The sequence below is a fragment of the Psychromonas arctica genome (assembly GCF_036697365.1).
Classification (GTDB): Bacteria; Pseudomonadota; Gammaproteobacteria; order Enterobacterales; family Psychromonadaceae; genus Psychromonas; species Psychromonas arctica_A.
Genome location: NZ_JBAHZA010000001.1, coordinates 118,361 through 142,691 on the forward strand (window position 1 = coordinate 118,361; position 24,331 = coordinate 142,691).

General features: G+C 35.3%; 17 protein-coding genes. 1 reads left to right on the forward strand and 16 read right to left on the reverse strand.

Annotation, left to right across the window (positions count from 1 at the left end; translation table 11 throughout):
- Positions 1-246: 246 nt before the first annotated feature.
- From tssH to tagH, 16 genes are all read right to left on the reverse strand, one after another.
- A complete protein-coding gene (gene tssH / locus V5290_RS00495; RefSeq protein WP_333380635.1) occupies positions 247-2,856 on the reverse strand; it encodes a type VI secretion system ATPase TssH in 2,610 nt (869 codons plus the stop codon).
- A gap of 35 nt (positions 2,857-2,891) precedes the next feature.
- Positions 2,892-3,878, reverse strand: a complete 987-nt coding sequence (gene tssG / locus V5290_RS00500) for a type VI secretion system baseplate subunit TssG (protein ID WP_333380637.1) — start codon at positions 3,876-3,878, stop codon at positions 2,892-2,894.
- Complete coding sequence (tssF, locus tag V5290_RS00505) at positions 3,875-5,707, reverse strand: type VI secretion system baseplate subunit TssF (RefSeq protein WP_333380639.1); 1,833 nt, start codon at positions 5,705-5,707, stop codon at positions 3,875-3,877. The genes tssG and tssF overlap by 4 nt, the downstream gene beginning before the upstream one ends.
- Positions 5,704-6,189, reverse strand: a complete 486-nt coding sequence (gene tssE / locus V5290_RS00510; protein ID WP_333380641.1) for a type VI secretion system baseplate subunit TssE — start codon at positions 6,187-6,189, stop codon at positions 5,704-5,706. Before tssE ends, tssF begins: the two co-directional genes overlap by 4 nt.
- Positions 6,190-6,211: 22 nt before the next feature.
- Positions 6,212-6,991 carry a type VI secretion system accessory protein TagJ gene (locus tag V5290_RS00515; protein ID WP_333380643.1) on the reverse strand — a complete coding sequence of 260 codons (780 nt, stop codon included), beginning with the start codon at positions 6,989-6,991 and terminating at the stop codon, positions 6,212-6,214.
- A gap of 10 nt (positions 6,992-7,001) precedes the next feature.
- A complete protein-coding gene (tssC, locus tag V5290_RS00520; protein WP_333380645.1) occupies positions 7,002-8,546 on the reverse strand; it encodes a type VI secretion system contractile sheath large subunit in 1,545 nt (514 codons plus the stop codon).
- 159 nt (positions 8,547-8,705) lie between these two features.
- Positions 8,706-10,199, reverse strand: a complete 1,494-nt coding sequence (tssC, locus tag V5290_RS00525) for a type VI secretion system contractile sheath large subunit (RefSeq protein WP_333380647.1) — start codon at positions 10,197-10,199, stop codon at positions 8,706-8,708.
- A complete protein-coding gene (gene tssB / locus V5290_RS00530) occupies positions 10,196-10,699 on the reverse strand; it encodes a type VI secretion system contractile sheath small subunit (protein WP_333380649.1) in 504 nt (167 codons plus the stop codon). The genes tssC (V5290_RS00525) and tssB overlap by 4 nt, the downstream gene beginning before the upstream one ends.
- Positions 10,700-10,740: 41 nt before the next feature.
- On the reverse strand, positions 10,741-11,841 hold the full coding sequence (gene tssA / locus V5290_RS00535; protein WP_333380651.1) for a type VI secretion system protein TssA: 1,101 nt from the start codon (positions 11,839-11,841) through the stop codon (positions 10,741-10,743).
- Positions 11,842-12,085: 244 nt separating this feature from the next.
- Positions 12,086-12,886, reverse strand: a complete 801-nt coding sequence (locus V5290_RS00540; protein WP_333380653.1) for a PP2C family protein-serine/threonine phosphatase — start codon at positions 12,884-12,886, stop codon at positions 12,086-12,088.
- Positions 12,873-13,586 carry a type VI secretion system-associated protein TagF gene (gene tagF, locus V5290_RS00545; RefSeq protein WP_333380655.1) on the reverse strand — a complete coding sequence of 238 codons (714 nt, stop codon included), beginning with the start codon at positions 13,584-13,586 and terminating at the stop codon, positions 12,873-12,875. The genes V5290_RS00540 and tagF overlap by 14 nt, the downstream gene beginning before the upstream one ends.
- The gene (tssM, locus tag V5290_RS00550) at positions 13,568-17,131 is read right to left on the reverse strand and encodes a type VI secretion system membrane subunit TssM (RefSeq protein WP_333380657.1); all 3,564 of its coding nucleotides are present in this window, start codon (positions 17,129-17,131) and stop codon (positions 13,568-13,570) included. The genes tagF and tssM overlap by 19 nt, the downstream gene beginning before the upstream one ends.
- 23 nt (positions 17,132-17,154) lie before the next feature.
- A complete protein-coding gene (gene tssL / locus V5290_RS00555; RefSeq protein WP_333380659.1) occupies positions 17,155-18,462 on the reverse strand; it encodes a type VI secretion system protein TssL, long form in 1,308 nt (435 codons plus the stop codon).
- A 113-nt stretch (positions 18,463-18,575) separates the two neighbouring features.
- On the reverse strand, positions 18,576-19,904 hold the full coding sequence (gene tssK / locus V5290_RS00560) for a type VI secretion system baseplate subunit TssK (protein WP_333380661.1): 1,329 nt from the start codon (positions 19,902-19,904) through the stop codon (positions 18,576-18,578).
- A 25-nt stretch (positions 19,905-19,929) separates the two neighbouring features.
- Positions 19,930-20,421, reverse strand: coding sequence for a type VI secretion system lipoprotein TssJ (gene tssJ, locus V5290_RS00565; protein WP_333380663.1), 492 nt, complete (start codon positions 20,419-20,421; stop codon positions 19,930-19,932).
- Positions 20,422-20,443: 22 nt separating this feature from the next.
- Positions 20,444-21,895, reverse strand: coding sequence for a type VI secretion system-associated FHA domain protein TagH (gene tagH, locus V5290_RS00570; protein ID WP_333380665.1), 1,452 nt, complete (start codon positions 21,893-21,895; stop codon positions 20,444-20,446).
- Between the two features lie 383 nt (positions 21,896-22,278).
- On the opposite strand from tagH, the gene V5290_RS00575 reads away from it, so the two are divergent.
- On the forward strand, positions 22,279-24,264 hold the full coding sequence (locus V5290_RS00575; protein ID WP_333380667.1) for a serine/threonine-protein kinase: 1,986 nt from the start codon (positions 22,279-22,281) through the stop codon (positions 24,262-24,264).
- The last annotated feature ends 67 nt before the right edge of the window (positions 24,265-24,331 follow it).

Below are 24,331 nucleotides of genomic sequence, written 5' to 3' on the forward strand. Positions count from 1 at the left end.
AAGTCGTTGAGCACATTTAAAGCGTGAATTTACTATAAATGTTTTAACAACAAATCTCCTCAAACAAAAATAAAATAACTTACAGTTTGAAGAGCAAACAGTATACAAAGACCGCCAAAAATGACAATGTAATTTTGAAAAAAAATTGATATTTAATAGAATTATATCAATACAAAAAAACAGCTAATACCTTTTAAGATCAATGTATCACGCTCAACTACTCTTATTTAGTTAGAAATATACCTACTATAGTTTAAATGTAAATTCGTCTTTAGTTACACCTACTTTAATTGCCGTTATTTTCTTGCCTTCTGATAACTTTTTAAGTGTTTTAACTGATAGTTGCGGCAACATGAACTTCTGCAATATGTTGTAAATATTCCTTGCGCCTGACCCAGTATCGTCACACATATCTGTTATTTTTTGTACGACTTGTTCAGTGTATTCAAATTTAGCTTGGTAGTTTTTATCAAATCGTTTACCAATTCTTTCGAGCTGTAGCCTTGCTATCTCTTTGATAACTTCTTGAGACAATGGTAAATAAGGAACTACATTAACACGGCCTAAAAATGCAGGTTTAAATATCTCTAAAAGATCATTTTTTAATGCTTTTTGTAAACCTAAAAAGGAAGGAGCGGTTTCTTCATCTTCGAACAATTCCATAGTGGTATCTGTTCCAACATTGGATGTCATGATGATAATAGTGTTTTTGAAGTCGATATCGCGCCCTTCACCATCTTTAATCATTCCTTTATCGAAGACTTGATAAAATACGTCTTGTACACCTGGATGTGCTTTTTCCATTTCATCTAACAGGATTACGCTGTAAGGTTTACGGCGAACTGCTTCAGTTAATACGCCTCCTTCTCCATAGCCAACATAACCAGGAGGAGCACCAACTAGCATTGACACTTTATGTTCTTCTTTAAACTCTGACATGTTGATGACAGTAACGTTCTCTTCACTACCATAAACTTGCTCGGCTAATGTCAATGCGGTTTCGGTTTTACCTACGCCACTAGGACCCGTTAATAAGAAGATTCCATTAGGCCTTGTTTCATCACTTAAGTGTGCACGCGATGTTTGTACCGTTTTTGCGATAATATCTAGTGCATCATTTTGACCAATAACACGATTAGCCATTGTTTTTTGTAATGATAAGATATTTTCAATTTCATCTGTTTTCATTTTACCCACTGGAATACCAGTCCAATCGGCAATAACTTCTGCGACCAATTGCTCATCAACTTCCCAATGCACCATTGGTGTTGAATTTTTTGCTAGCTCCGTCTTTATTTTTGTTAACTCATCAAGTTTCGCTTTTTGACCTTCAACTTTATCTTGTTGTAATGCTGCGACTAATTCTGATATTTGAGTCACTAGTTGCAATTCTTTTTGCCATTGTGCTGTTATTGGTACCAGTTCTTTTTGCGCTAGTTTTAAGGTTTTATTCAGCGCTAATAGTTGTTTTTTATGAACAACACCTGTTTTTTGTTCGTTTTCTAGCAGTTTAATCTGTGCTGTAAGCTGTTGCTCTTGTCGTTGTAAGGCTTCCACTGCTCCGGGAGTAGAGGCTTGGCTCATAGCAACTCGTGCACAAGCTGTATCTAACAAACTAACGGCTTTGTCCGGAAGTTGTCTACCATTAATGTAACGTTTTGATAATGAAACAGACGCTTTAAGTGCTTGATCAGAAATCAATACATTATGGTGGTTAGCCATGATAGGCAATAATCCACGCATCATAATCACGGCGTTTTCTTCACTTGGCTCTTCAACTTTGACTACCTGAAAACGACGCGCTAACGCTGCATCTTTTTCAAAGAATTTTTTATATTCAGCCCAAGTTGTTGCTGCAATCGTTCTCAATTCTCCACGCGCTAAAGCAGGTTTTAAGAGATTTGCAGCATCATTTTGACCTGCTTGGCCTCCACTGCCTATCATGGTGTGTGCTTCGTCAATAAATAAAATAATTGGATTAACGGAGTTTTTAACTTCGTTAATAAGGCCTTTTAGTCGATTCTCAAACTCGCCTTTCATGCCAGCACCGGCTTGCAGTAAAGCTAAGTCAAGGACATGAATTGACACATTAAGTAATGCAGCAGGTACTTCTTGTTGCGCAATGCGTAAAGCTAAACCTTCGACAACGGCTGTTTTACCGACCCCAGCTTCACCAGTTAAGATAGGGTTATTTTGACGGCGACGCGTTAAAATATCGATCATCTGGCGAATTTCGTTGTCTCGACCAAGAATAGGATCTAATTTATTACTTTTAGCTTGAGCTGTTAAATCTTGGGTAAATTGATCTAAACTCGGTGTCTTACTTAAAGTGCTATTCTGAGCATTATTAGAAGCTTGCTCATTAGGTTGCGTGCCATTTTCAGTTGATTTTGCAACGATTTGTGGCCATGCGTGTAATAGCTGAGCAGGATCTATTTCTAATAATGCTCCAGCAGAACGAGAGATTAATGAAGATAGTGAGTCGTCCTTCAGCAAGGTATAAATAATATAAGCCGAACGAACTTGCGTATCATTAAATTCAATGGTGGTATTTAACCATGTTTGACGCAACAAGCTAACAATATGAGGAGATAAACTAGGTGACGCACTATTACCCGTTTTTAATTTCTCTAAACCAATGCGTAACTCAGATAATAAAAGGTTACTATCTAAATCAAAGGTTGCAGCGATAAGCGTTAAGTCACCAATTTCATTTTCTAACATGGCTTGTAACCAATGTTCTATTTCAACGGTAAATTGGCTTCTTCCATTACAAATTGAGGCTGCTTTTTCTAATGTTTCTTTACATTCTAGATTTAGTTTTTCAACTAGCTTATTAAGAGTCATTGCTGACATATTATGTTCCTTTGATTTAATTAACTTACCTTAATTTATAAATAGATCTTTGTTTTCTGTTTCAGGTTTTTACTATGGATAGCTAAACTTCCGCCTTTACCTAGTGGAATTGCATTTTTAGATAATTGTGAAATAGCAACTTGCTTATTTAAGAGTTCAAGCTGTAATTTATGTTGAATGGAGGTACCAAGGTATTTATTAACAATGTCTTTAACCCCCGTGTTAACATTACCTCCATTTAGGAAATCATTAACGTTGGCTTTAGGGTTCACTTTAATGGTTATATTGATACTTGAATTAACATCCCAAACTTTACTACCGATACAAGCATCATGGCCTAAGCACGCAAATTGCCCTTCTCTTTCTGAACGTTTGCCTAAACGAGTCTGATCTGACTCAGATAGCTGTTGCCACTTACCTTGAAACTGTTCTATTTCTACGGCACAGCCGGTAAAGTCGCTCAGTATTTGTCTAAGCCCTTCTACATTACGAATTTTTCTATTAAAGAATCCTGCATAATATTTACCAGCACTTGATGTATTACCCGACAGTTGATTCAACACGTCAGAGAATTGATCAGGTTTATTTTCGCTATAGTTTTCAAACCCTATCGGAAAACGGTATTTTTCCCAGGCACGGTAATATAATGAAAGCAAGCGATGATTAAATAAGTCAAAAAAATCACGCATACCTGTATCTTTATATTTCAATCTCTCTAATACGAGTTCGGTGTAATGTTGAGGAAGGACGCCATTGGTGCCTGTCACTCCCATAAACGATACAAACATATCGTATGCCGCAGTATTTTTTAAAGTATTACGTAACTCTACTTTAGTTAATGACGAACCAGGAAACCCTAATGATTGCTCCGATTTAAAACGAATTAGTTCATTTTTGGGAATGCTGTCATAACCAACTTTTTTTTGTTTTTCTTTGCCTGCTGATAGTTGTCTTTCTATCGTGTAGACAGCTTGAAAAAAGTCATATTCTGTCGGGCTATCGATGAGATCTTTTATCTTCATAACAGTTTTATATTCCCTGCTCGGCTTGGCCATTGATGATAAATATTATCTTGCCCTTTAAACTTAATGCTTAAACGCGTGAAACTGTTGATTGCAGCAAATTGAGAAAAGAAGTGATCGAGTATTGCCGAGAAAAAGAATATTCCACTACCAGCAAAGTGGTCAGTTGCAAATGTTAATAATATTTCGGTACCACTACAAAAGCTGATACGCCCTTTTTGGTTAACTCTTGCCGTTGCACTACTAAGTTCAATCGCTTCAATGTTTTCAATTAACGTTTTATTTTCCGGTGTATTTTTAAAGTCGTATAACTTTAGTGTTTCTTTTAGGGTTGTTAGCGCATTTTCACCACTAAAATGATCCAATGATAAGTGGTTGATTAGTTGCCAACGTGTTGCATCTCCTAATTCAGCTCTTACTGGAGTTGTTGGTGTTAGTAAGCATTTGACTTGGGTAATTATGTCGGCATGCTCAGAAACAGTCATATTCACTTGGTCACTACCAAATGGTAAATAGGTAGGTAAATTTCGATTACTACATAGTGCAGTGATACGCAAAATCCAGCGATTGTACTCTTCTTCTAAATTGAAACCTTTAAACTCATGGTCAATTAACGATAAGAATAATTCGGTACCATTTTCAGCACTGCCTCCAGCCCAACTAGATGCTTCGCGTCGAGTATGCCAAAAGGCTCTATCTTGATCTTCATAAGAAGGATGTGTTTCACCGTAGAATGGGGTTACTTTAATCGCATTTTGTTTCTGGTCGTAAGCTTCTACTTTATCGATTTGTATGATTTCTGAAACATCTGAATCCATGTATTTTGCAGCAAGTTTATATTCATATTGCGATGGTTCGATACGAACAGGCTCTAATTCTTGCTCAAATAAATTGATTATCGGGGTACAACCTAATACAAATGTATCTGCTGTGACTTGTTTCTCTAAGTCATCTGATGTTTTATCAAGATAAATATAGAGATCAAATTTATCTTCTATATTTGGCCATTTACTATTGAGGTTCTGCACTTCAAAAAATAAGAATTTTTCAGGAAATACAAAGTTCTCAATTAATGTTTGATACGCTGAAAATGAGCGTTTACTGTATGGGACAACTTGTTGTTCAGGTTCAAACCCTAAAGGCTTAATACTTCTGGGTTCAAGGTATTGACTACTACTCAACTCACCGGCTTTACAAACACTCAACCCAATACAATGTGCAGATAACAATTCATATAATAAAAATGATTGTTGCGGCTGACCATGAATATAAAAACGCAGTGTATCAACGCCTAATGTAGGCATACTGACGTCTTTGTAATCTGTATGTAAGCTTAACTTAATGACGGAGCGTGCAGGTTTACTCCATATTGACTTTGGCGCACTAAATGGTGCATTTTGAAATTGTGCATCTTCAACATCTAAAGGCCATAGCTTGGTATCGTAACATGTTTGAAAATAACACGTTTTAAGCCCTTGAGCTTGACTCTCAACTTGAGATCCTCTTGGTAATAAAACACCCGTTGTAGAAACATTTTCTGTTTCCATTTTTATAACAGACATTGAAGGAATGGGTGCTTGATAATCTGGGTATAATTGCCCTAGTAAGGCATCAGTTAGCTCAGGAAAGCTATCATCTAGCTTTTGTCTAACTTGAGCAGTTAGCAAAGAGAATGCTTCAATTAACCTTGAAACATGCGGGTCTTCGATGTTTTCTTCACTTAATTTTAAACGTCCAGCGAGTTTAGGATAGTTTTTTGCAAACTCAGCTCCCATGTTACGAATAAAAGAAAGCTCTTTATTATAATATCTTAACAATTCATCATTCATTGCGAACTCTCCATTACTTTCATTCCTAAGTGCACTGGCTCTACTTCAGAGTCAAAAGCAATAAACTCAGAATCATTATGGAGAAGTGCATTAATTCTTAGGGTTAAGATTCTGTCTAAAGGCTGATCGTTATCAACGGTTTCGACATAAACCTCTACAAAGCGTGGTTCAAATCGCTTTATGGACTCAGTAACTTTGTCACACAATAACTGTCGACCTTCCATACTACCGACAGCCATGCTCGAAAAGTCAGACATACCATAATTAACTAAAGACTGTTCTAGCTCTTTATAATAATCAGGCCAAGTACTCCACTGCACTTTTGCATTGAGTAAGTTCTCAAGATCTCTTGCGACATAACGTCGCAATTTAGATAAGCTAATGCCTCGATAATTTTCTATTTCGTATCTATTTTCAGGGGCATCATCAATTAACTTATCGAGCAAAGAAGCATTATTTCTAGTCTGTTTATTAACTTTCATTACGACCTATCTGCAACTAACTTTATAATTCTATACGTGAGAAATCAGAAAATGGAATTGCAGTATCATCAACAAACCACATTTTTTGGCCTACGCCCATCATCAATTCAGGGGCAAACTCTTTCCAATCTGTTTCACGCCCTAGTTTTTCAGCATCTGTTTCACTTTGCGTATACACCAGTGGAATGTGCGCTTCGCCAGAAGGACCATCTTTAATACTTAATTCAACACGACGCCAAACTTGTTCGATAATTGATGCAGCAGGTTTAAAAGTAATAAAATCAATTTGTGATAGTTCTGCTAAGTAGAACTTTCCATCTGTACCAAAGATTTCAATAAAACCACCTAATGTATCATCAAGATCTCGCATTTCAGTGACAACATTGTCGTTAAGTTTAATTGTTAACTCAGGACGAATTTCTTCTAATTTTTCTGCTTTTTCTTTCATTGAATCAGCATCACCATTATGCAATTCAATACTTAATTGCAATAATGCTTCGCTATGTTGGTTAGTACCATTAAATAAGTCAGGCACTGATTTTCCATCAGCAAAATCTTTACGAGACTGTTCAGCGCGAATTAATTGACGTAAGTTAGTCGCTCCAATAAGAAAATCTGGGTGTTTTTGAACCATCAGATTTAACTGTTTATCAGCGCGTTCTAACTCACCTTTAATGCATAATAATTCGATTAATGAGCTACGGAAATCGACGTTCATTGGATCGTCTTTTAACTGAGTTTCTAGATATTGAATCGCATCAGTTAATTTACCACTTTGTAGCATTTCTTTAATTTTTTTCATCTCTGTTCCATTAATGTTGAGGTGTAAATTCTGTAACCAATCTGATACTTGAAATCATTTGATCCAATTGAAAATGTGGCTGTAGCTGAATAATCGAATAATAAGATCCAGGTTTACCTACCATCTCTTTTACTTTTACTTGGCCACTATATAGAGGGTATTTACAACGGACAGAGTCTGATGTTGAATCGCCACTTGCCGTGTATTGATGTAACCATTTTTGTAATTCTCGCTCACATAATTCAGCTGAGCTATATGTACCCAACTTTTCACGCCCAAGAATTTTTAAATAATGCGCAAAACGAGAAACACAAAAAATATATTGCAACATGGTTGATAACTTTGAGTTAACCGTTGCAGCTAATGAATTGTACTGTTTAGATTTTTGAACAGATGCATTGCTGAAAAAAACCAAATGTTCACACCCTTTCACAGGAACGATAGGAATGAAGCCATTATCAGATAATATTTTTTCTGATTTATCTCCAATTTGTAGATTTACGGAAGGTTTACTATTTTTTCGGTATTTATCATTATCAAATTGGGCAGCAGGCAAATCACAAACTAGCCCTTTTGTTCTAAACCCTGGGTCCATACCTCTGATTTGACCAAACCAACCAGACTCAGAAAAAGCACGTAATAAAACACTAGAGAAAGCATAGGCAGCGTTTCCCCACAAATGCTCTTTTTGTGGATCTTTAATAGACTCTTTAAATTTGAAACCTTGTTTTCTTGTTCCATCGTCTTTATAAGGTTTACGCATTAATATATTTGGAACTGTTATCCCAATGAAACGCGATTCATCCATTTCTCTTAATGCACGCCACTTGTTGTACTCAGGTTGCTCAAAGTTTTTAGACCAATTTATATAAGTCCCCAAATCAGAGTAATCATCAACAGCAAAAAGTGAAGAGTCTGCAGAAGTGATAAATGGAGAGAACGATGCTGCCGCGACACGTGCAATATCTTTTAATGTATCAATATCGTTGGTTCTTAAACCTTTTTGAGGCTTATGAGAAACTTGATAGTCACCAATAATGACACCAAAAGGTTCGCCGCCAGAAGTGTCGTACTCATTGCTGTGTACTAGCTTATAAAAAGCACTTTGATCAAATTCAATCGATTTATCAAAGTCTTTACTTAATGTTTGCCAACTACAATTGAGCACTTTAATTTTAGATTTATCTTCTTTATCTTGCGTTTCTTTTTGCTCAATTATATATGCTAAGCCACGCCAACTTGCTTCTAAAGCTTGGAATTGTTTATGGTGTAAGATGCTATTTATCTGTTCTTCAATCATCACATCTAACTCGCTAATTGTCTTTAGTAGTAAAGGCTCTAAGCTTTTTTTTGTGAGATTTTTATTTGGGATAGAAAAGTTCTCTAACCACAATAAAATAGATTTTACGTCATCAGATTCATATAAAAAACGTTCCATTTGTGCATGTTTAGTTAGCGACTTTTTTACAGCAATATCCGCAGGAATAGCAGTACTTTCCTGTTGAACAAATAATGTGTCCGTATCTAAAAATGATACTTCGCTTAACAATGACAAATTTAATACCCGTTTTATTTATTTTTAGCGATAAAAGATAATAATAAAAATTCCATTTCAATCTATAAGGACTGAAATGGAAGTTTTATTATTTCTTAATACAAAGAAATTTTAAGGTGCTTTTAAACTGAAGTGTTTAAAAGCACCTAAGAGAATTAGTTAGCCGATACTTGGTATTTTTGCAACCAAACGTAATGACGAGGTTAATTCTTCCATCTGTAACCAAGGTTTTAACCAAGCAATCGCATTATATGCGCCTGGTTGACCAGGTATTTCTTTTACTTGTACCTTAGCATCAGCTAATGGGTATTTAGCTCGAATTTCTTGACCGCCCCCCTCTGCTGCATTTACATAAGATAGGATCCAACGGTTTAACCATGATTCAACATCTTCTGCTTCCATAAATGCGCCAATTTTATCTCGAGCCATTACTTTTAAGTAATGGGCAAAACGAGAAGTCGCCATCATGTATGGTAAACGCGCTGAAATAGCTGCATTAGCAGTTGCATCAGGATTGTCATACATTTTTGGGCGTTGACAAGTTTGACCACCAAAGAACACTGCGTAATCAGTATTTTTGTAATGACATAAAGGTAAGAAACCTAATTTACTCAGTTCAGCTTCACGACGATCAGTAATGCCTATTTCTGTCGGACATTTAATATCCGGATCACCATCATCACTTGTAAATACATGTGTTGGTAAACCTTCTACTTTACCGCCGCCTTCAGCACCACGAATAGCAGTACAGAAACCGTAAGAAGCAAATGCTTTAGCCATGTTAGTTGCCATTGGGTATGCAGCATTCATCCAGCAATACTCATCTGAAGATGTTGTTGCAGAACGCATACCTTTATCGTCTAGCTCAAACTCTTCATAACTAAACTCTTCAACTGGCTTAGTTGCTTCACCATATGGTAAACGAGCTAATACACGTGGCATTGTTAGCGTTACGAAACGAGAATCATCACTTTCACGGAATGAATTCCATTTAGTGTATTCTAATGACTCAAATACTTTTTCAAGATCGCGAGGTTTAGTTAATTCATCCCAGTTCTCAAATCCAAACAATGATGGAGATGATGCAGAAATAAATGGGCAGAAACCTGCAGCTGCAACATTTGACATTAATGATAATGTTTCAATATCAGCAGGATGGTTAGTAAATTCATAATCACCTACTAATGCACCATAAGGCTCTCCACCTGGAGTACCAAACTCGGCTTCATAGATTTTTTTGAAGGTTTGACTTTGATCGAATTCAACTGCTTTACTTAGATCTTTATGAAGCTCTTTTTTACTTAAGCTCATCAGTCTAATTTTCAATGTTGAACTTGTTTCACAGTTGTTAACCATGTGGTGAATACCACGCCAACTACCTTCAAGCTTTTGTAACTCTTTATTGTGCATGATTAGAGAAAGCTGCTTAGAGATTGTCATATCTAATGCAGCAATCGCTTCTCTGAAAGTAACTGTTAAGTTTTTATTCCACCTAACCGTTCCTTTTAACGCTTCTTCTGTTAACGAGCGGATTAACTCTTCAGAACGAGAGCTTTCAGTTTGTTTAGTTGCACCAATAGCTTGCTCAAGGATAGATAAACTAATCGTTTCTTCAGCAGCTGCATTGTCTAAAACTTGCTCTTCTGTACTCATGACTGTTTTCCTTCGATGTTTAGTTCAGATGCTAATTTATCCAGACTTGTCGTATTGTTAAGTACTTCTTCAAGAATATTTTCAAGGTCTTCTGAACGGTCTACTTTAGTCATCAAATCACGTAACTTATTACGCGTTTCCATTAATTGTTTTAATGGTTCAACTTGATTAACAATAGCAGCAGGCTCAAAATCATCTAGAGATTTAAATGATAAACTAACAGCCATTTCTGAATTATCATCAGAAAGCGTGTTATCAACTTTAATGTCTAACTTAGGATTCATACGCTTTAAAATATCGTTGTAATTATCACGATCAATTTGAATAAAACGACGGTCTTTAAGTGGCTTTAAATCTTCAGTATTGTGACCAGAAAAATCACCTGTTACGCCGATAACAAAAGGAAGCTCTTTTTTAACTGCTGCTCCTTCTGTCTCAACATCATAAGTAATGTGAACTCGTGGTTTTCTTACTCTCTTTAATTTGCTATGTATACTCAAGTTAAACTCCTTAACGTTGAAAATTAGTACTTAAAATAATTTTATTTAGTGTCTGTGTCAGTTTTAATACCAGATAATTTAAAGAAACCATTACGAGCATCTCCGTCAGCTATCAACTCCTGAAGTAGCTCAGGTAGGCTCAACTCGCTCCATCTAACAACTTGTTCAATTGCATAGGACATTGGTGAATGAGGCTCTGTTTTTCTAAAAAACTTTGCTATTTCCTCTAGCTTATCTAAAGCTTGTTCGCGAGTTTCTATTAATTGATTAAGACTAGACTTAGGGATTGCTTGTTCTTCTGATATTTGTATATCTTCATCTAACACAGGTTCCTCAACACTTTCTTCGACAAGGATATCTTTAGTTAAATGTTTAATTGCTAGTGAACAGGATTCAAGGGCCTTACGAATATAGCTAGTTGGCTGAGGGTCCCCTTGCATCGCATTATCCATTGCATTGGATAATAAAGTGAAAGCTTGTATTGCTGATTCAATATCTGTACTTAGTTCAATAAAAAATAATTTATCTGTTTCTTTAATACTCTGCTCTACATCTGATAATGATATTGCGCCGTTAGCAATTTTCTTTTCTTTCTTATCAGAGTCAAGTCTGTCTATTTCGCATGCTTGTTCATATTGCCACGTCGAGTAAGCATCAATGCCATTAGTAATTAAAATAGACTTAATAGGCGTAATCAAAGAGCCCGGGCCGTCAACTCCATTAAGACCTGCTAAAGGCGCTATCCTTTCAGATAGGTCGCCATCATCTGGCGTTGGATAAATACCATCCCAATATGATTCAATTAAATTCTTTGCTAATTGAAAGCCAAATGTCAGTCCTTTAAAGCCATGTTTTCTGGTTAATGCTTCGATATACCAAGCAGTTAACTCTATATCTTTACAATTATTAATTAATGCATCTGGAACTTGTTCTAATATCGGGTTCCATTCAACAATAACCGAGGCTAAACTTTCTTCATCTATTAGGGCTTTGCGTTCATTTGCTCGAGCATTGTTACGAACATCTTTTAATGTGTAATAAGTAGAACTAGGAGAGATGTCCGATCGTGGATCTTCACCGCATACACTTTCCCCTGGGATTTCTTCACAAAGGTCATCAACGGTAAAATCTAAAAAACTCATATATTTTCCATAATAATTCGTAGCTTCATGCTGAATTAGTGTTGTTGATATAAAACTACGGCTAAAGTAAATCTAAAAACAAAGTAAAATATAATAGATGTCATGTTAACAAGTCAAACAAAACACTTTAAAATTAATAAAAAAAACAAAAGCATAAAAAAAATGTCTTTTTATTAATCATATATATTCAAATTCAGAGAATATGAATTATTTTGTGCCGCTAAAGAAGTATATTAATACTCTGTTAAATTCTGAAATACGGGATTGTTGTATCATCGTCTAACACTGGAATATGACTTATCTCTGCTTTGTGTTTAATTAAGATACAAGTCACATTATCTCGAGCATCTCTTACTAATGATGTATGCATTAATGCCATGCCTGAATCAATTATTGACCCCGATTGAAGTGCTTGTTCAATCTCTGTATCACTTAATTCTTTATTAAGACCATCACTACATAACAAAAATATATCTTTATCATGTAAAAATAATTCTTTTACTTCGACCTCAAGCTTTTTATCAACACCCACTGCCCGAGTAATAACATTAGCAAGAGGATGCGTTTCAGCCTCCTCTTGACTAATCAATCCTTCATCAACCATTTCATTTACTTGACTATGATCCCTAGTAAATTGAATCAGTTCGTTATCGCGTAATAAATAGCCTCTACTATCGCCTGCCCATAACATATAAAAACGGTTGTTTTTGATGAATAAAATAACAACAGTACTACCCGCTACTTTGCCATCTAGTTGGCTTTTACTTAAATTTAATAAAGATTCATTGGCAGATTTCAACGCTTGAATTAATATTTCACATGACATTTTGTCTGGACTAACCGTCTCAATAACACTTTCAATTGCGTCGATAACAAGTTGACTGGCAACATCTCCAGCACTGTGTCCTCCCATACCGTCAGCAACGACCCAGATGCCGTGTTGTGGCAAATCAAGAAAAGCATCTTCATTAATTGTTCTTACTGCACCTCTATGGGACTGTGCATGACTTGTTTGTTGTTGATTATAGTTATTAACTTGCTTCACAAATATTCCAATCTCTTTTTGCCCATTGGCCATCTAACATAGAAACAAATTGGCTTACCTGAGGTAAACCATCTGTAACAATTACGCAGGGTTCTATTAAGTCTGATCCTGCGGTCCACCAAATACTGTATTCATTAAACTGTTGTGTGTATTGTTGATGCATTAAATGCATTAAGTTGGGGCTATCTTCCCCTTTAATCACCCAACCTTTTTTTATTGAATCCGATGATTCTATGTTAGTAATGTGGATATTAGTAATATCATTAAACTCAACTTGTTTTGATAAGTTATTGAACCACTTATCAATATCAAATTCGTCTTCTAATACTTCTAATACACTATCTTCAAATAGCTGATCCCATCCATTTTGATGCCAAGCTTGTACTGCAGTGAGATTATGCTGACCAAATAAAGTAAATGGAAAATGACGATTTACATTATCAACACTCGGTATTAGCGTACCTAATATTGCAGAATCGCCACAGACACCTGCCGATAATGAAAAATGCCAAATTGGACTAGTGAGATAACAATCTAACCATTTATTTTCAAGCTGCTCTTTACTTACAGCAATCACTGCCTGCTGCCATTCACTCCACCTCGATAGAAAATCAAAATCGAAATCACTTTGCAGAAAATCCCCTTTAGAAGGGACTTTCCCGCAATATCCTAGTGTTAAGTCTATAGCGCACTCGGACATGAGAACCTCACTAAGTCATTTTTCCAAAACGGATTACTTGAATTGGTTGGTGTTAATAATACTTTAGCGCGATTACCATTAAGTGAAATATCTAATTGACCATCATTTTTAGTTTCAGGGCGCTGTTTAGCAAGTGAATCCAGTAATCTAAATAACGACCATTCACCGAGGTATTGAGTTGTGATTGAACGTTCGCCATTTGGTGGCGTAAAGATTACACGCGTCTCGCTATCACCACTTCCATTCCAAATAAATTGAGTTGAACGGATTGGATCATGTCGGTAATTTAACTCTTGGCCATTAATAATTAACTTGAAGTGACTAATATGTCGATCCAGATATAACGGTCTTAGAGAAAAGCTAACTTGTACATTTTTATCGTTATTTTCAAAGAAGTTTTTACGAATAACCTCCGCTCTTTGGAATACACGAAGAGAACGATTTGTTAGCCCAATATTTTTATTGAATGTCCAAGTTCGTTTATTCGTATCGACATATTCACGCAGGTTATCATTAAAGAACTTATCTAATGTACCGCCATAACCAAAGAACTGATTAAAGTCTTGAATACTCACTTCTTTTGTTGCAGATAGATTAAATGGGTATCGACCTGATATACCACGACGGCACACTTGCAATACTTCTTTTTTCCAAAGTGTGTTTAGATCTTTTTTCGCTATAGAACGTTTTTGATCTTTCACTTGAACCACTTTACGATCTAACCAAGTTAGAATGCTTGCATACCATTTATTCAATGGTGCAGGAAAGTCAGCGACTTGATCATTTAAGGCTTGCCCTACTTGGGCGTAATTAACCTCAAACTCGTCTTCACTGAAACCATAAAGTCTATTTGCATCTAGGTTTTTCTTACCAATAGCACGGTCTAGTTTTCTTAATATTCCTTCAGCTTCATCAAGTTTAGCGACATTAATACTGAGTATGTCTTTAAATGCACGCTCAACTTCCTTACCAGGAATATTGAAATCGACATCTAAGTCGTCTTTTGGTAATAAGCGACTAATTCTTGATTTTTTAGCACTTAAAGCGACATCTGACGCATTTTTAGCGACATCAAGTGCTGCTTTGGCATTTTTAGAATTAGGAATTTTTGTTAATTGCACATTTTTTTGGACAGCCAAAAGAATACTTTTAATAGGAGATTCAGCATTAGCTAACTGATGAATCGTATTATTAGAGTTGATCTCTGTGTTAAATGGCTCAAGTGCTAAATCATCCAACAAGCTTTCCCAGTAGTAAATGTAATCTTGGTAATATTTTTGCTCCAATTGCTTGGTAATCGTTGCTTCACTAGTCTGTGAAACTAGGTTGCTTGAGTCACCATAAACCCAGCGATCTTCTACTAAGTTTTTAACAATTTCATTTTTTTCAATATTAAAAATGCCATGGAAACCATTAAACGTGTATAGACCTGGAATCGATTGACTCATATCTTTACCGCTTTGATAAGTAAAAGCAGATAAGCTATTTAAGCTAATAATATTTCCTAATTTAAAGTCCGGAATCGTACTCGGAATATAGTCAGATTTCAGCCTTTGATATGCCCTTTCTACCAACGTTAAACGACTTAATTTATCACGAGCATCTGCGATAGCTTGGTTATCAATATTATTACCACGAAGACCTAAATCCAATAAAGTTGCAATATGTTCACCTAGCTCATTACGAATGTTTCTATTTACTTCACCGACTAATCTTCTATCGAAATAGACAGCGAACCAGGCTTTAACATCTTCTTCTTCGTAATATTCAGACTGATAAAGCATCAAGTAAGTTTTTAGCGTTAAATATAAGTAGTTTAAGCTATCTGTACTGTTATTCATTTCATCGATCAATAACGACTCGAGATGAGGTAATAAGTAACTATTGAGCGCACGCTTATAAGCACCAATACCAGACTGTCTTAGTTTATCACCTTGATAAAGCCCCCATGTACTCACTTCATCGCTAGCAAATTCATTACTAAAACCTAATGGTAAATCTCTTAATATGGTTAATCCTTTAGTGATTTTAATAATGTCATCACTGCCTTTAAGATCACCTGAAGTGGTCTCTTCATAAAGCTTTAGTGACTCTTCTGTAGAGTCAACTAAGTAAGTATTCCAATTAAAACTTTGCCACCAAGATACTGAAAAGAAGATAGTCAATAATGAAGCAACAACTAATACTGAATGTTTAAATATTTGATTTTGCTTATCATGATGTTTATTCGTAGTCGCTAAATCTTTTTCAGGGAAAATAACATCTTCTAATAGATGTTTAATAAAATAGCTTCTTGAAGGTTGACCTTGTGTGCTAGTTGATTGAACTGCATTTGCCGCAGGTAAACTAGAAGATAGTTTATCAATAGGATTACCTTCCTGTGTTGCACTGGTTAAATAAACACCGCGTAACATAGGAGGCACTTCATAGGCATTAGGAGAAAAAATTTCTTTTAAAAAGTCATCTGCAGCACTTTGTAAAAGGCGCAACTGTTTTGGAAATTCATAGATAACACGTCTACGTTCTTGATCTCTTTCATTTTTAAGGCGTTTATTTACCTTTTCATTTAGGTTCGTTAATAATGAGTGAAATTCTTTGTTAAAACCATCTACTAAACTATCGCTATTACTGGCATCGAGTGGGAAAGTTATTCCCCATATTTGTTCGCACTCTTCACTTTCAAGTGAGCTGAAAAATTCGTTAAATCCAGCGATTAAGTCACATTTAGAAAACAGCACATAAACCGGAAAAGTCATACCTAATTGGTTTTGTACTTCTTGCAATCGTTGCTTTATTGCTCGCGCATGAAGATTACGCTCTGTTTTAGTTTGATTTAATAATTCACTGATCCCCATACTAATGATTACACCATTGATAGGTCGAACAGGACGATGTTTTTTCAGTAAGCCAAGAAACCCCTGCCAAGCACGAGAATCCTGTTTTTTATTACTATCGTGAGTTGTGTAACGGCCAGCAGTATCGATTAACACTGCTTTATTAGTAAACCACCAATCACAATTTCGTGTTCCACCAACGCCTTGGATCATATCGATCCCCATTTTTTCTTTTAACGGGTATTCTAATCCAGAATGCTGAATAGCCGTTGTTTTGCCTGAGCCTGGAGGACCTACGATAATATACCAAGGCAATTCATAAACATTCTTGCCTTTACTTAATTTAGCCGTTTTCAATACGTCATGAGCTTGCGTCATTCTCTGTTGAAGAACATCAATTTCTTTCTTAACAGCATCATCATTGGCGTTACCTGCTTTATCATCACCATTTATCATGGTGTTGACCATCGCTTCATTATTCTTTTTCTCTTTCACTCTTTTAATAAAGTGAAAGCCACCCCATATCAGCGCAATAGCTAAAAGAGTAATCAAACGCGAGGTTGTTGATAGTAGAGGTTCATAACCCGCTACAGCAATCAATGGGCCACCGAACCAAATAATTAAGGCGAGGCAAATTAGCCCTATTGTAGTTAATACAGCTTTTGATTTAAGCTTATTTATTATTTTCTTTAGCGTGGATTTAAAAGACACGTAATATTCCTTTACTGTATTAATTAATATAATAAATCAATTTCAATTCTGCGATTAATAGCTCTATTTGCATCACTATTATTTTCAACAAGCGGCTCATCAGCCCCTCTACCCTCAGGCCATAAACGTCCATTTAATGAACCATTTTTGCCTAACACATCTGCAACGGATGTTGCTCTCGCTAATGATAAGTGCCAATTAGAAGGGAATTTTGTAGTAAATATTCTTTGATCATCTGCATGGCCAGTAATTAATATTTTGCCTTTAGTACCTTCTAACGTTCTCGCTATTTTACTCAACACAACTTCAAAATCTTCTCTCGGCTGCGCACTAGCGGAAGCAAAAAGGTAACTTGCGTTGATTGAGATTCTGATTCGATCATTTAGCTCTGTGACTGTAATTAACTCTTTTTGGATCTCAGTTTGCAATTGCTGCTGTAGAACCAAAAATTCAGCTCTATTATCTGTACCTTCAACTATGCGGCTGCTTTCTCTTGGTACTAATTCTGTTAATTCTTCGTATACTGGTGACAAATACTCATTAATCTTATAGCTAAAGCCCATGTAAACAAATAGCATCACAGCAGCAAAAAAAGTCACTGCAACCCAAATAGGAAACGACTGTTGCAATTCAGTTCCTTTAGCTATTTTATCTTTCCATCCAGGTGATAATTCACGACTACCTTTACTCTGTTTATTATTTAAAACAACTTGGAAAGCACTCTCTCTATAATCTTCTAATTTAGAGTCGCCATTTTCTTCAAAACGCATTTTTCCGATAAAACCTAAAGATAAACACAAATACATTAACTCTAGTAACTGCCACTTAGTTGTCGGACTTTGCAATGCATCGTCTAATAAAGTATAAAAATGTTCCCCACCAAACGTTTCATTATGGAAAGTAGAGAGTAAGCTTTCGGAAGACCAACGACTGGTTTCACCCCACTTCGTATTTAAAACGGCTTCATCTATAAAACAGCAAATTGAATAGCGTGCTGATTGAATCAATTCGGGATTAACTGATTCATTTCTTAAATCCTGCTCATAACTTTTAATCAACTCTATACATTTTTGGCGTAAACCAGATACATCGTTATGATTGTCTATACGCTTTAATTGGCAACATAAAGAAATTAAATATCCAGCTTTATCAACAATTAAATTGTCTGAAATTGTTAATACAGGGGCATTAGTAGGTCGATAATTAGCATTTTCAAAAACAACGGTTTCGTCGCCATTATCTTTTACATCTGCAGGTGCATTAGATGGTTCTGCTTTAGGAGTTGGGCTGCGTCTACCTGGAGTGGGCTTCACTATTGTTTTATCGTTCAAAATTTGGTCCTTGCTAACTAATACGCTGGTACAACGATTAATTAGCGGCCACTATATTAATATCGGTCCGCTAATAATGTTGTATACAGTTGTTAATTTTAAAAGCATTACTGCTAACTATTAATTGCCCATAATTCAAGCGCTAAACCCGGGTAATTACCTGAGAAATGTAAGGCAATACCAGCACTCGTTTTAATTTTTTCCCAATGAACACTAGTTTTCTCTAATTGAAAGTAATGGTAACCAGAATGGAAAGGCACTTGGCGAGGTGCAACCGGTAAGTTAATTAATTTAACGCCAGTTAACTGGTTATTAACCAAATCGCGAATCGTATCAACTGAACCGATTTTTATTTGAGAAGGAAGGTATAAACGTATCTCTTCATTAGCAACATCAGCTTTAACCGCTAAAATAAGATCGGCACGGTCAAGTAATTTCTTATCATTAATTGGCGCAACATGGACACCAAACTGTCTTTCTTTTAATGGTAGTTTGATAGCTGTTTGCTCTAGTACACTACTTAGTCCATGATTAATAACAGACATGCAATAACCAAAAATTACTGTTAATTCCTCATGTTTATAAATAGGCATAGGTTTTGAGCGTTTTTCGGGTGTAGAGAATGTCGCTAATTCACCAGCAAAACTAATCAAAGAGGTATACAAGGTCTCAGGGTGAAGTCCATTAATCGTTTGATAGTGCTCAAAGACAGGCTGATATTTATTCAATAACTGTAACATCAAGAAATCAGAAATTGCATTAGCACTTCCCTGAGATTGGTTTAATCGAGCCGCTAACACATCTGCACGTTGCTTAATCATACCCGCGATTTCAGAGGTTAGATTGAGCAACATAGGAAAATGCTGAACGCTATAGCAAGGTGGAATGTATTTTTTATCAAGCAATACAATCCCTTCTTCTGTCACTTCAACAATCTTTGCGATAGGAAATGAAATATATCCTGATCTATCTTCACTTTGCATTTTCAATTGGCAGTTCAACTGTCCAAGCTGTAATGTTTCTAATCCGTCACTACCAATTGTTGTATCCATCACATTTTGGTCATGAAATTTATAACGTGTAATAGTAGGGTCAGAGATATCTGAAACATTCAAACTTGTACTTTTATTGATAGGTACCGCAATATAAACAAGTTGATCAATAACACCTTCATTAACACTTATTGCTGTTGGTAACTTAGCATGGTCAGGTAACAAAGCGACTGTGCCATCTTGAAAAACACACTGTAATTGATTCAAACCAAACTGCCCTAGCCCAAGTAGGTTTTTATCGATTTCTAAATCAAATAATCCCCAACGGTATGGCTCAGCTGTTTTTAGAATATGCGTATTTTGAAATGTTAAGTAGCGCTCTTGTTGTTGAAAATGTTGTGGTCGTAAAAACATGCCTTCAGACCAAACAACTGAATTAATATCGCTCATAATTATCCTAATAGATCGTTAAAACTTAGTCTTTGATGTAAACAGCTAGTTTCTCGATATTGACATCAATATCGCCATAACCTGTTGGAGAAACTTCAACAACACCGCGCCATCTCGAATTATCAACATCACGATATGCAACTACAACACCTACATAAGCAGCATTTTTGTTTAATGTTAGCGTTTGTACTTTGGTTTCTTCAGGTTGTAACTCTAACTCTTGCTTAGTAAGCAAATCTGGCCCCAAAATTTCATCAGCATTTTCATACAGTGAGAAAAAATCTTGATTATCAAAGATAGTTCTAGAGGACAACTCATAAATAGTAACGACTACAGGAGACGGTCTTCCTTCTAAATCTGGATTTGTATCATCTGCAACATTAAAAATAAGATCAGTAGACGGTGAAACAATCAAATTAGCCGTTGCTGAAAATATATTGGAGCTAGAGCAAGCAGAAAGCAAAAAAAGACCACTTAAAACGATTAAGTGTCTGAAGGTCGATCTAAAAATTTTCATGTTATATTCCTTTATGTTCGGTTCACAAGTTTCTAATTTTTTTATCGTAGGCTTTAACAAAATCATCAGTTATAGCACCACTTCCGTGAGTTGAAATCTCAGCTTTTATATTGTCATGCAATTCAGCAAATAGTTCCCAATTCCTTGCTTCTTTTTTAGCAGGAATTAGCTTATCCAAATAATGTGGTTGTATATTATTTTGTTGAATTTTCTCTGGGTCAAGTTGGTTAAGAATACCGACTAAAGCGCCTAGGGTGCCAGCTGAGAAAGCTTTCTCATGTTTCTCTGTATCTTGAAAAGCATCTTGAATTGCTTTTTTAGGCGATAAGAAGCTACTACTCCCATGTAAATATAAATTATTAAAAACGTCATCAATGGTTGCAGAAAATTTAAGTGGGTTATTCTCTTGCTGTTTAAACGTCGTTTGGTTAATTTTGAATTCACTTTTTATTTCAGATCTATTTCTTAATAGTTTAATTAACCCCATGAACATTAAGTTCATCGATTGACCTAATTCGAAATAGACTTCACTTGACATACCTTCAGAGCTTATTTTGTCTGACAACCCTAGCCCTTTCAAAAACATAGCTAATTCATCACCCTGTTGACTTAAGGTAAGTGGTTGTCGCGTTGATTTCATTTGCGTAGGAACCTTTTGATGTAGTTCATTAGCAAAATCTTTCTGTTGAATAGCTAGAGGTGACGTTTCGGTGACAGCTTCTATTTCTATCTTTTCTTGAACAGGCGGTATAACAATATTCGGTATTATTTCTTCCTGCTGAGTTTTCGCTTCTGGTAATACAATGTCCTCAGTTTTATTAATATCAACGCTTTTATCTAGGTGTGCTTGACTCTTAATTACAGGGGCACTCTCTTCACTTTCAGGTTCCGCTAAACTTACTTGGTCAACTGATTTATCTGACAAACCAAAGTCCCAATCTTCAGGAATTGCAGATTCGTGCTTAACTTCAGGAGTTACAAAAGCATCCTTTAAATCATTATCGACAAGTGGCAATGATGATGGTTTTGGTTCACCAAGAATATCTTGTGCTAAAAACTCAACAGGTTCATCAATCACAGGTGTTTGTTGAAATGCATCAACTGAAGAAACATCTTGTTTAATCGAATCCAATTTCTGAGGATTTGTTACTTTTGCAGATACAACTTCAACAGTAATTTCATAATCACCAACAGCTAACAAATCGTTAGTGCAAAGTAAGTATTTATTACCTTTACCTACAGGCTCTACGCTTCTATTAATAAATACACCATTTGTAGAAGTATCTATAAGATAAAAATTGTCTTCTTCTTTTTCTATTCTTACGTGTGAACTTGAAATAACTTTCTCTGGATCAGGTAAGTGCCAATCACAGCTATTTGCACGTCCAAAAGTTGCCTTTTCTTCCACAGTAAATTCAGAAACTTGTTCCGGTGATAACCTGTGGTAACTTACGATTTTAAAATCAATGTGCATCAAACTTCTCACTCAAATAAACTATTTGTAAAAATTAATTCAAACGATTATAAGTATTTTTGCACAGGAGTAAATCATTAAATAGTCGAAATATTTAACACCCCAAAAACATCAACTTAAAGTATATAAAACGAGCAATTTTAGATAGCTAATATTTTATAAAAATATATCTAACGTGATAGTAACGACGGTTATTCAATCACTTGAAACGAAAAAATATAAAATTAAAAATTAAAATACTTATTTAGATTATATTTGAATAAGTTCTTTATAGTATTTTAATCAATTGAATGTAATTAATTTTACTTGTCAACCCAAGCCTCCTATGCGTAAAATCAAAAAAATAAATTGACTAAATTAAGATAATGGACTCGTAAAAAATAATGGAAAATACAATATCCCCAGATAATGATGATAAAACGGTTATTTCAAAAAAAGGTATAAACTTAGAAATAAATCAGAAAGCTTCAAACTTGATCGGAAAATGTTTCAGCCAACGTTATTTAATTGAAAGTCAGATTGGCGCAGGTGGTATGAGCGATGTTTACCGTGCAGTTGATTTAACTCTGAAAGATGCAGGCATCGAAGATGCCTTTGTCGCTATTAAAGTACTTCAAAAACAATTTTCAGAAATGAAAGATGCTCAAAAGATATTAATCAATGAAGCTCTTCAAACCCAAAAGCTATCTCACCCTAATATCATCAGAGTTTATGACATTAAATCTGACGGAAACTATCATTTTATGGTCATGGAATGGCTAGACGGTGAATCTTTAGATCAAGTAATTAACAGCTCTAAACCTGTTGGTACACCGTTTGTTAAAACTAAAAAAATCATTGATCAAATTGGCAGCGCATTAAACTATGCTCATCAAGAAGGCTTAATCCATACTGATTTAAAACCATCGAATATATTTTTGACTAGAAAAGGTAATATTAAAATATTTGATTTTGGGGTTTCAAAGTTACTCAATGAGGATGAGGATAATGAGTACGTATTGCAAAACAATGATCAAGATACAGCCTTAAATGGACATACCCCTGCGTACGCAAGTTTTGAACAATTAAATGGTGATAGTCCAACACAACAAGACGACGTATTTTCGTTCGCTTGTATAATTTACGAATTATTGAGTAGTAAACACCCCTATAAACGAACAGCTGCAAACAAAGTTAATAAAAGTAGTTTTACACTAGTTAAACCAAAGAATATTAGTTTATCACATTGGTCTGTATTGAAACGCGGGTTAGCAATTAATAAAGCAGAACGTTTAAATACAATCGATGAATTAGTTACTCCATTTTCAAGCAAGGTTTCAACTAAAATATTAGCTGGAGCATTACTACTCGCAGTTGTTGGTTATTCTGCAAATGCTTTTTACCAGCAATCTACAGAGATTGAAAAACTAACAAGTACAATTTCTGAATATGATCAGGAAACGAAAACATTTAATAGTTACGGCTCTTTACCTGCATCTGAATTTTTAGCAAAAGCTGATGAGATAAAGGAAAGCAACTTTTTAATTGCACAGGCACTATTTCGACAGCATCATGATGAATTAATTACACTATACGATGAAAAAATTCAAAATGCTCCCAAACTCAGCAACAATAAATTTAAAGACTATGCAAAAGTTAATACTATTTTAGCAGAGGCCTTTACCTATTATCCTGACTCATTTCGTTTAAAAGAAATACAAAAACAGCAAGAAACCAGCCGAGAGACAACGATTAATGCAATCGTTGAAAAACTTGATCAACTGTTAATTCAAGGTCGTTATTCTGAAGCTGGTGATAACAATATTAAAAACTTATTTTCAGACTTATCACTGCTTTTGTTGCCCGGTGAAGAATACGTAGCAACAGAAAAAGCATTTGCTTTGTTCCAGCGTAAATTCAACTTAGCAATTGATAAAAAAGATTTTAAAACACTTGATGAATTAATCCGAGTTGGTGATATTGCGTTTTATAACTATCCAGAAGCTGACAAAGTGATCGCATCTAGTAAGAAAATGGCATCTGCAGTTAATGCACTTGCTAAATATGCAGCTGATTATAAAAAATCCCCTGAAAATGCCGTTTATCCTCACGAAGAAGCAACTCTGTTCTATAAAAAAGAGATTAATGACATGTCAGAGGAGTTATCGAAAGCACGTAATTACAATGCTTATATTGCTGTAGGTAGAAAAATAAATCGTTTTGCTCAACAGTTTCCAAAAGACTTTCAACCTATTATTGATTTAAAAAGACAAGAAGCCAGTGATTTTTTTGCCTATTCAAATAGGTTAATGGAAATTCGTTCGTTCATTCGAGCTAAAAACTTAATTAATCGCGGTAATGCGATATTAAAAGAGTTAGACGGAGAGTAATACAAGATAAACCGCTCTTTCAATAAATTTGATATACCTTTATTGAAAGAGCCATATTCACAATATG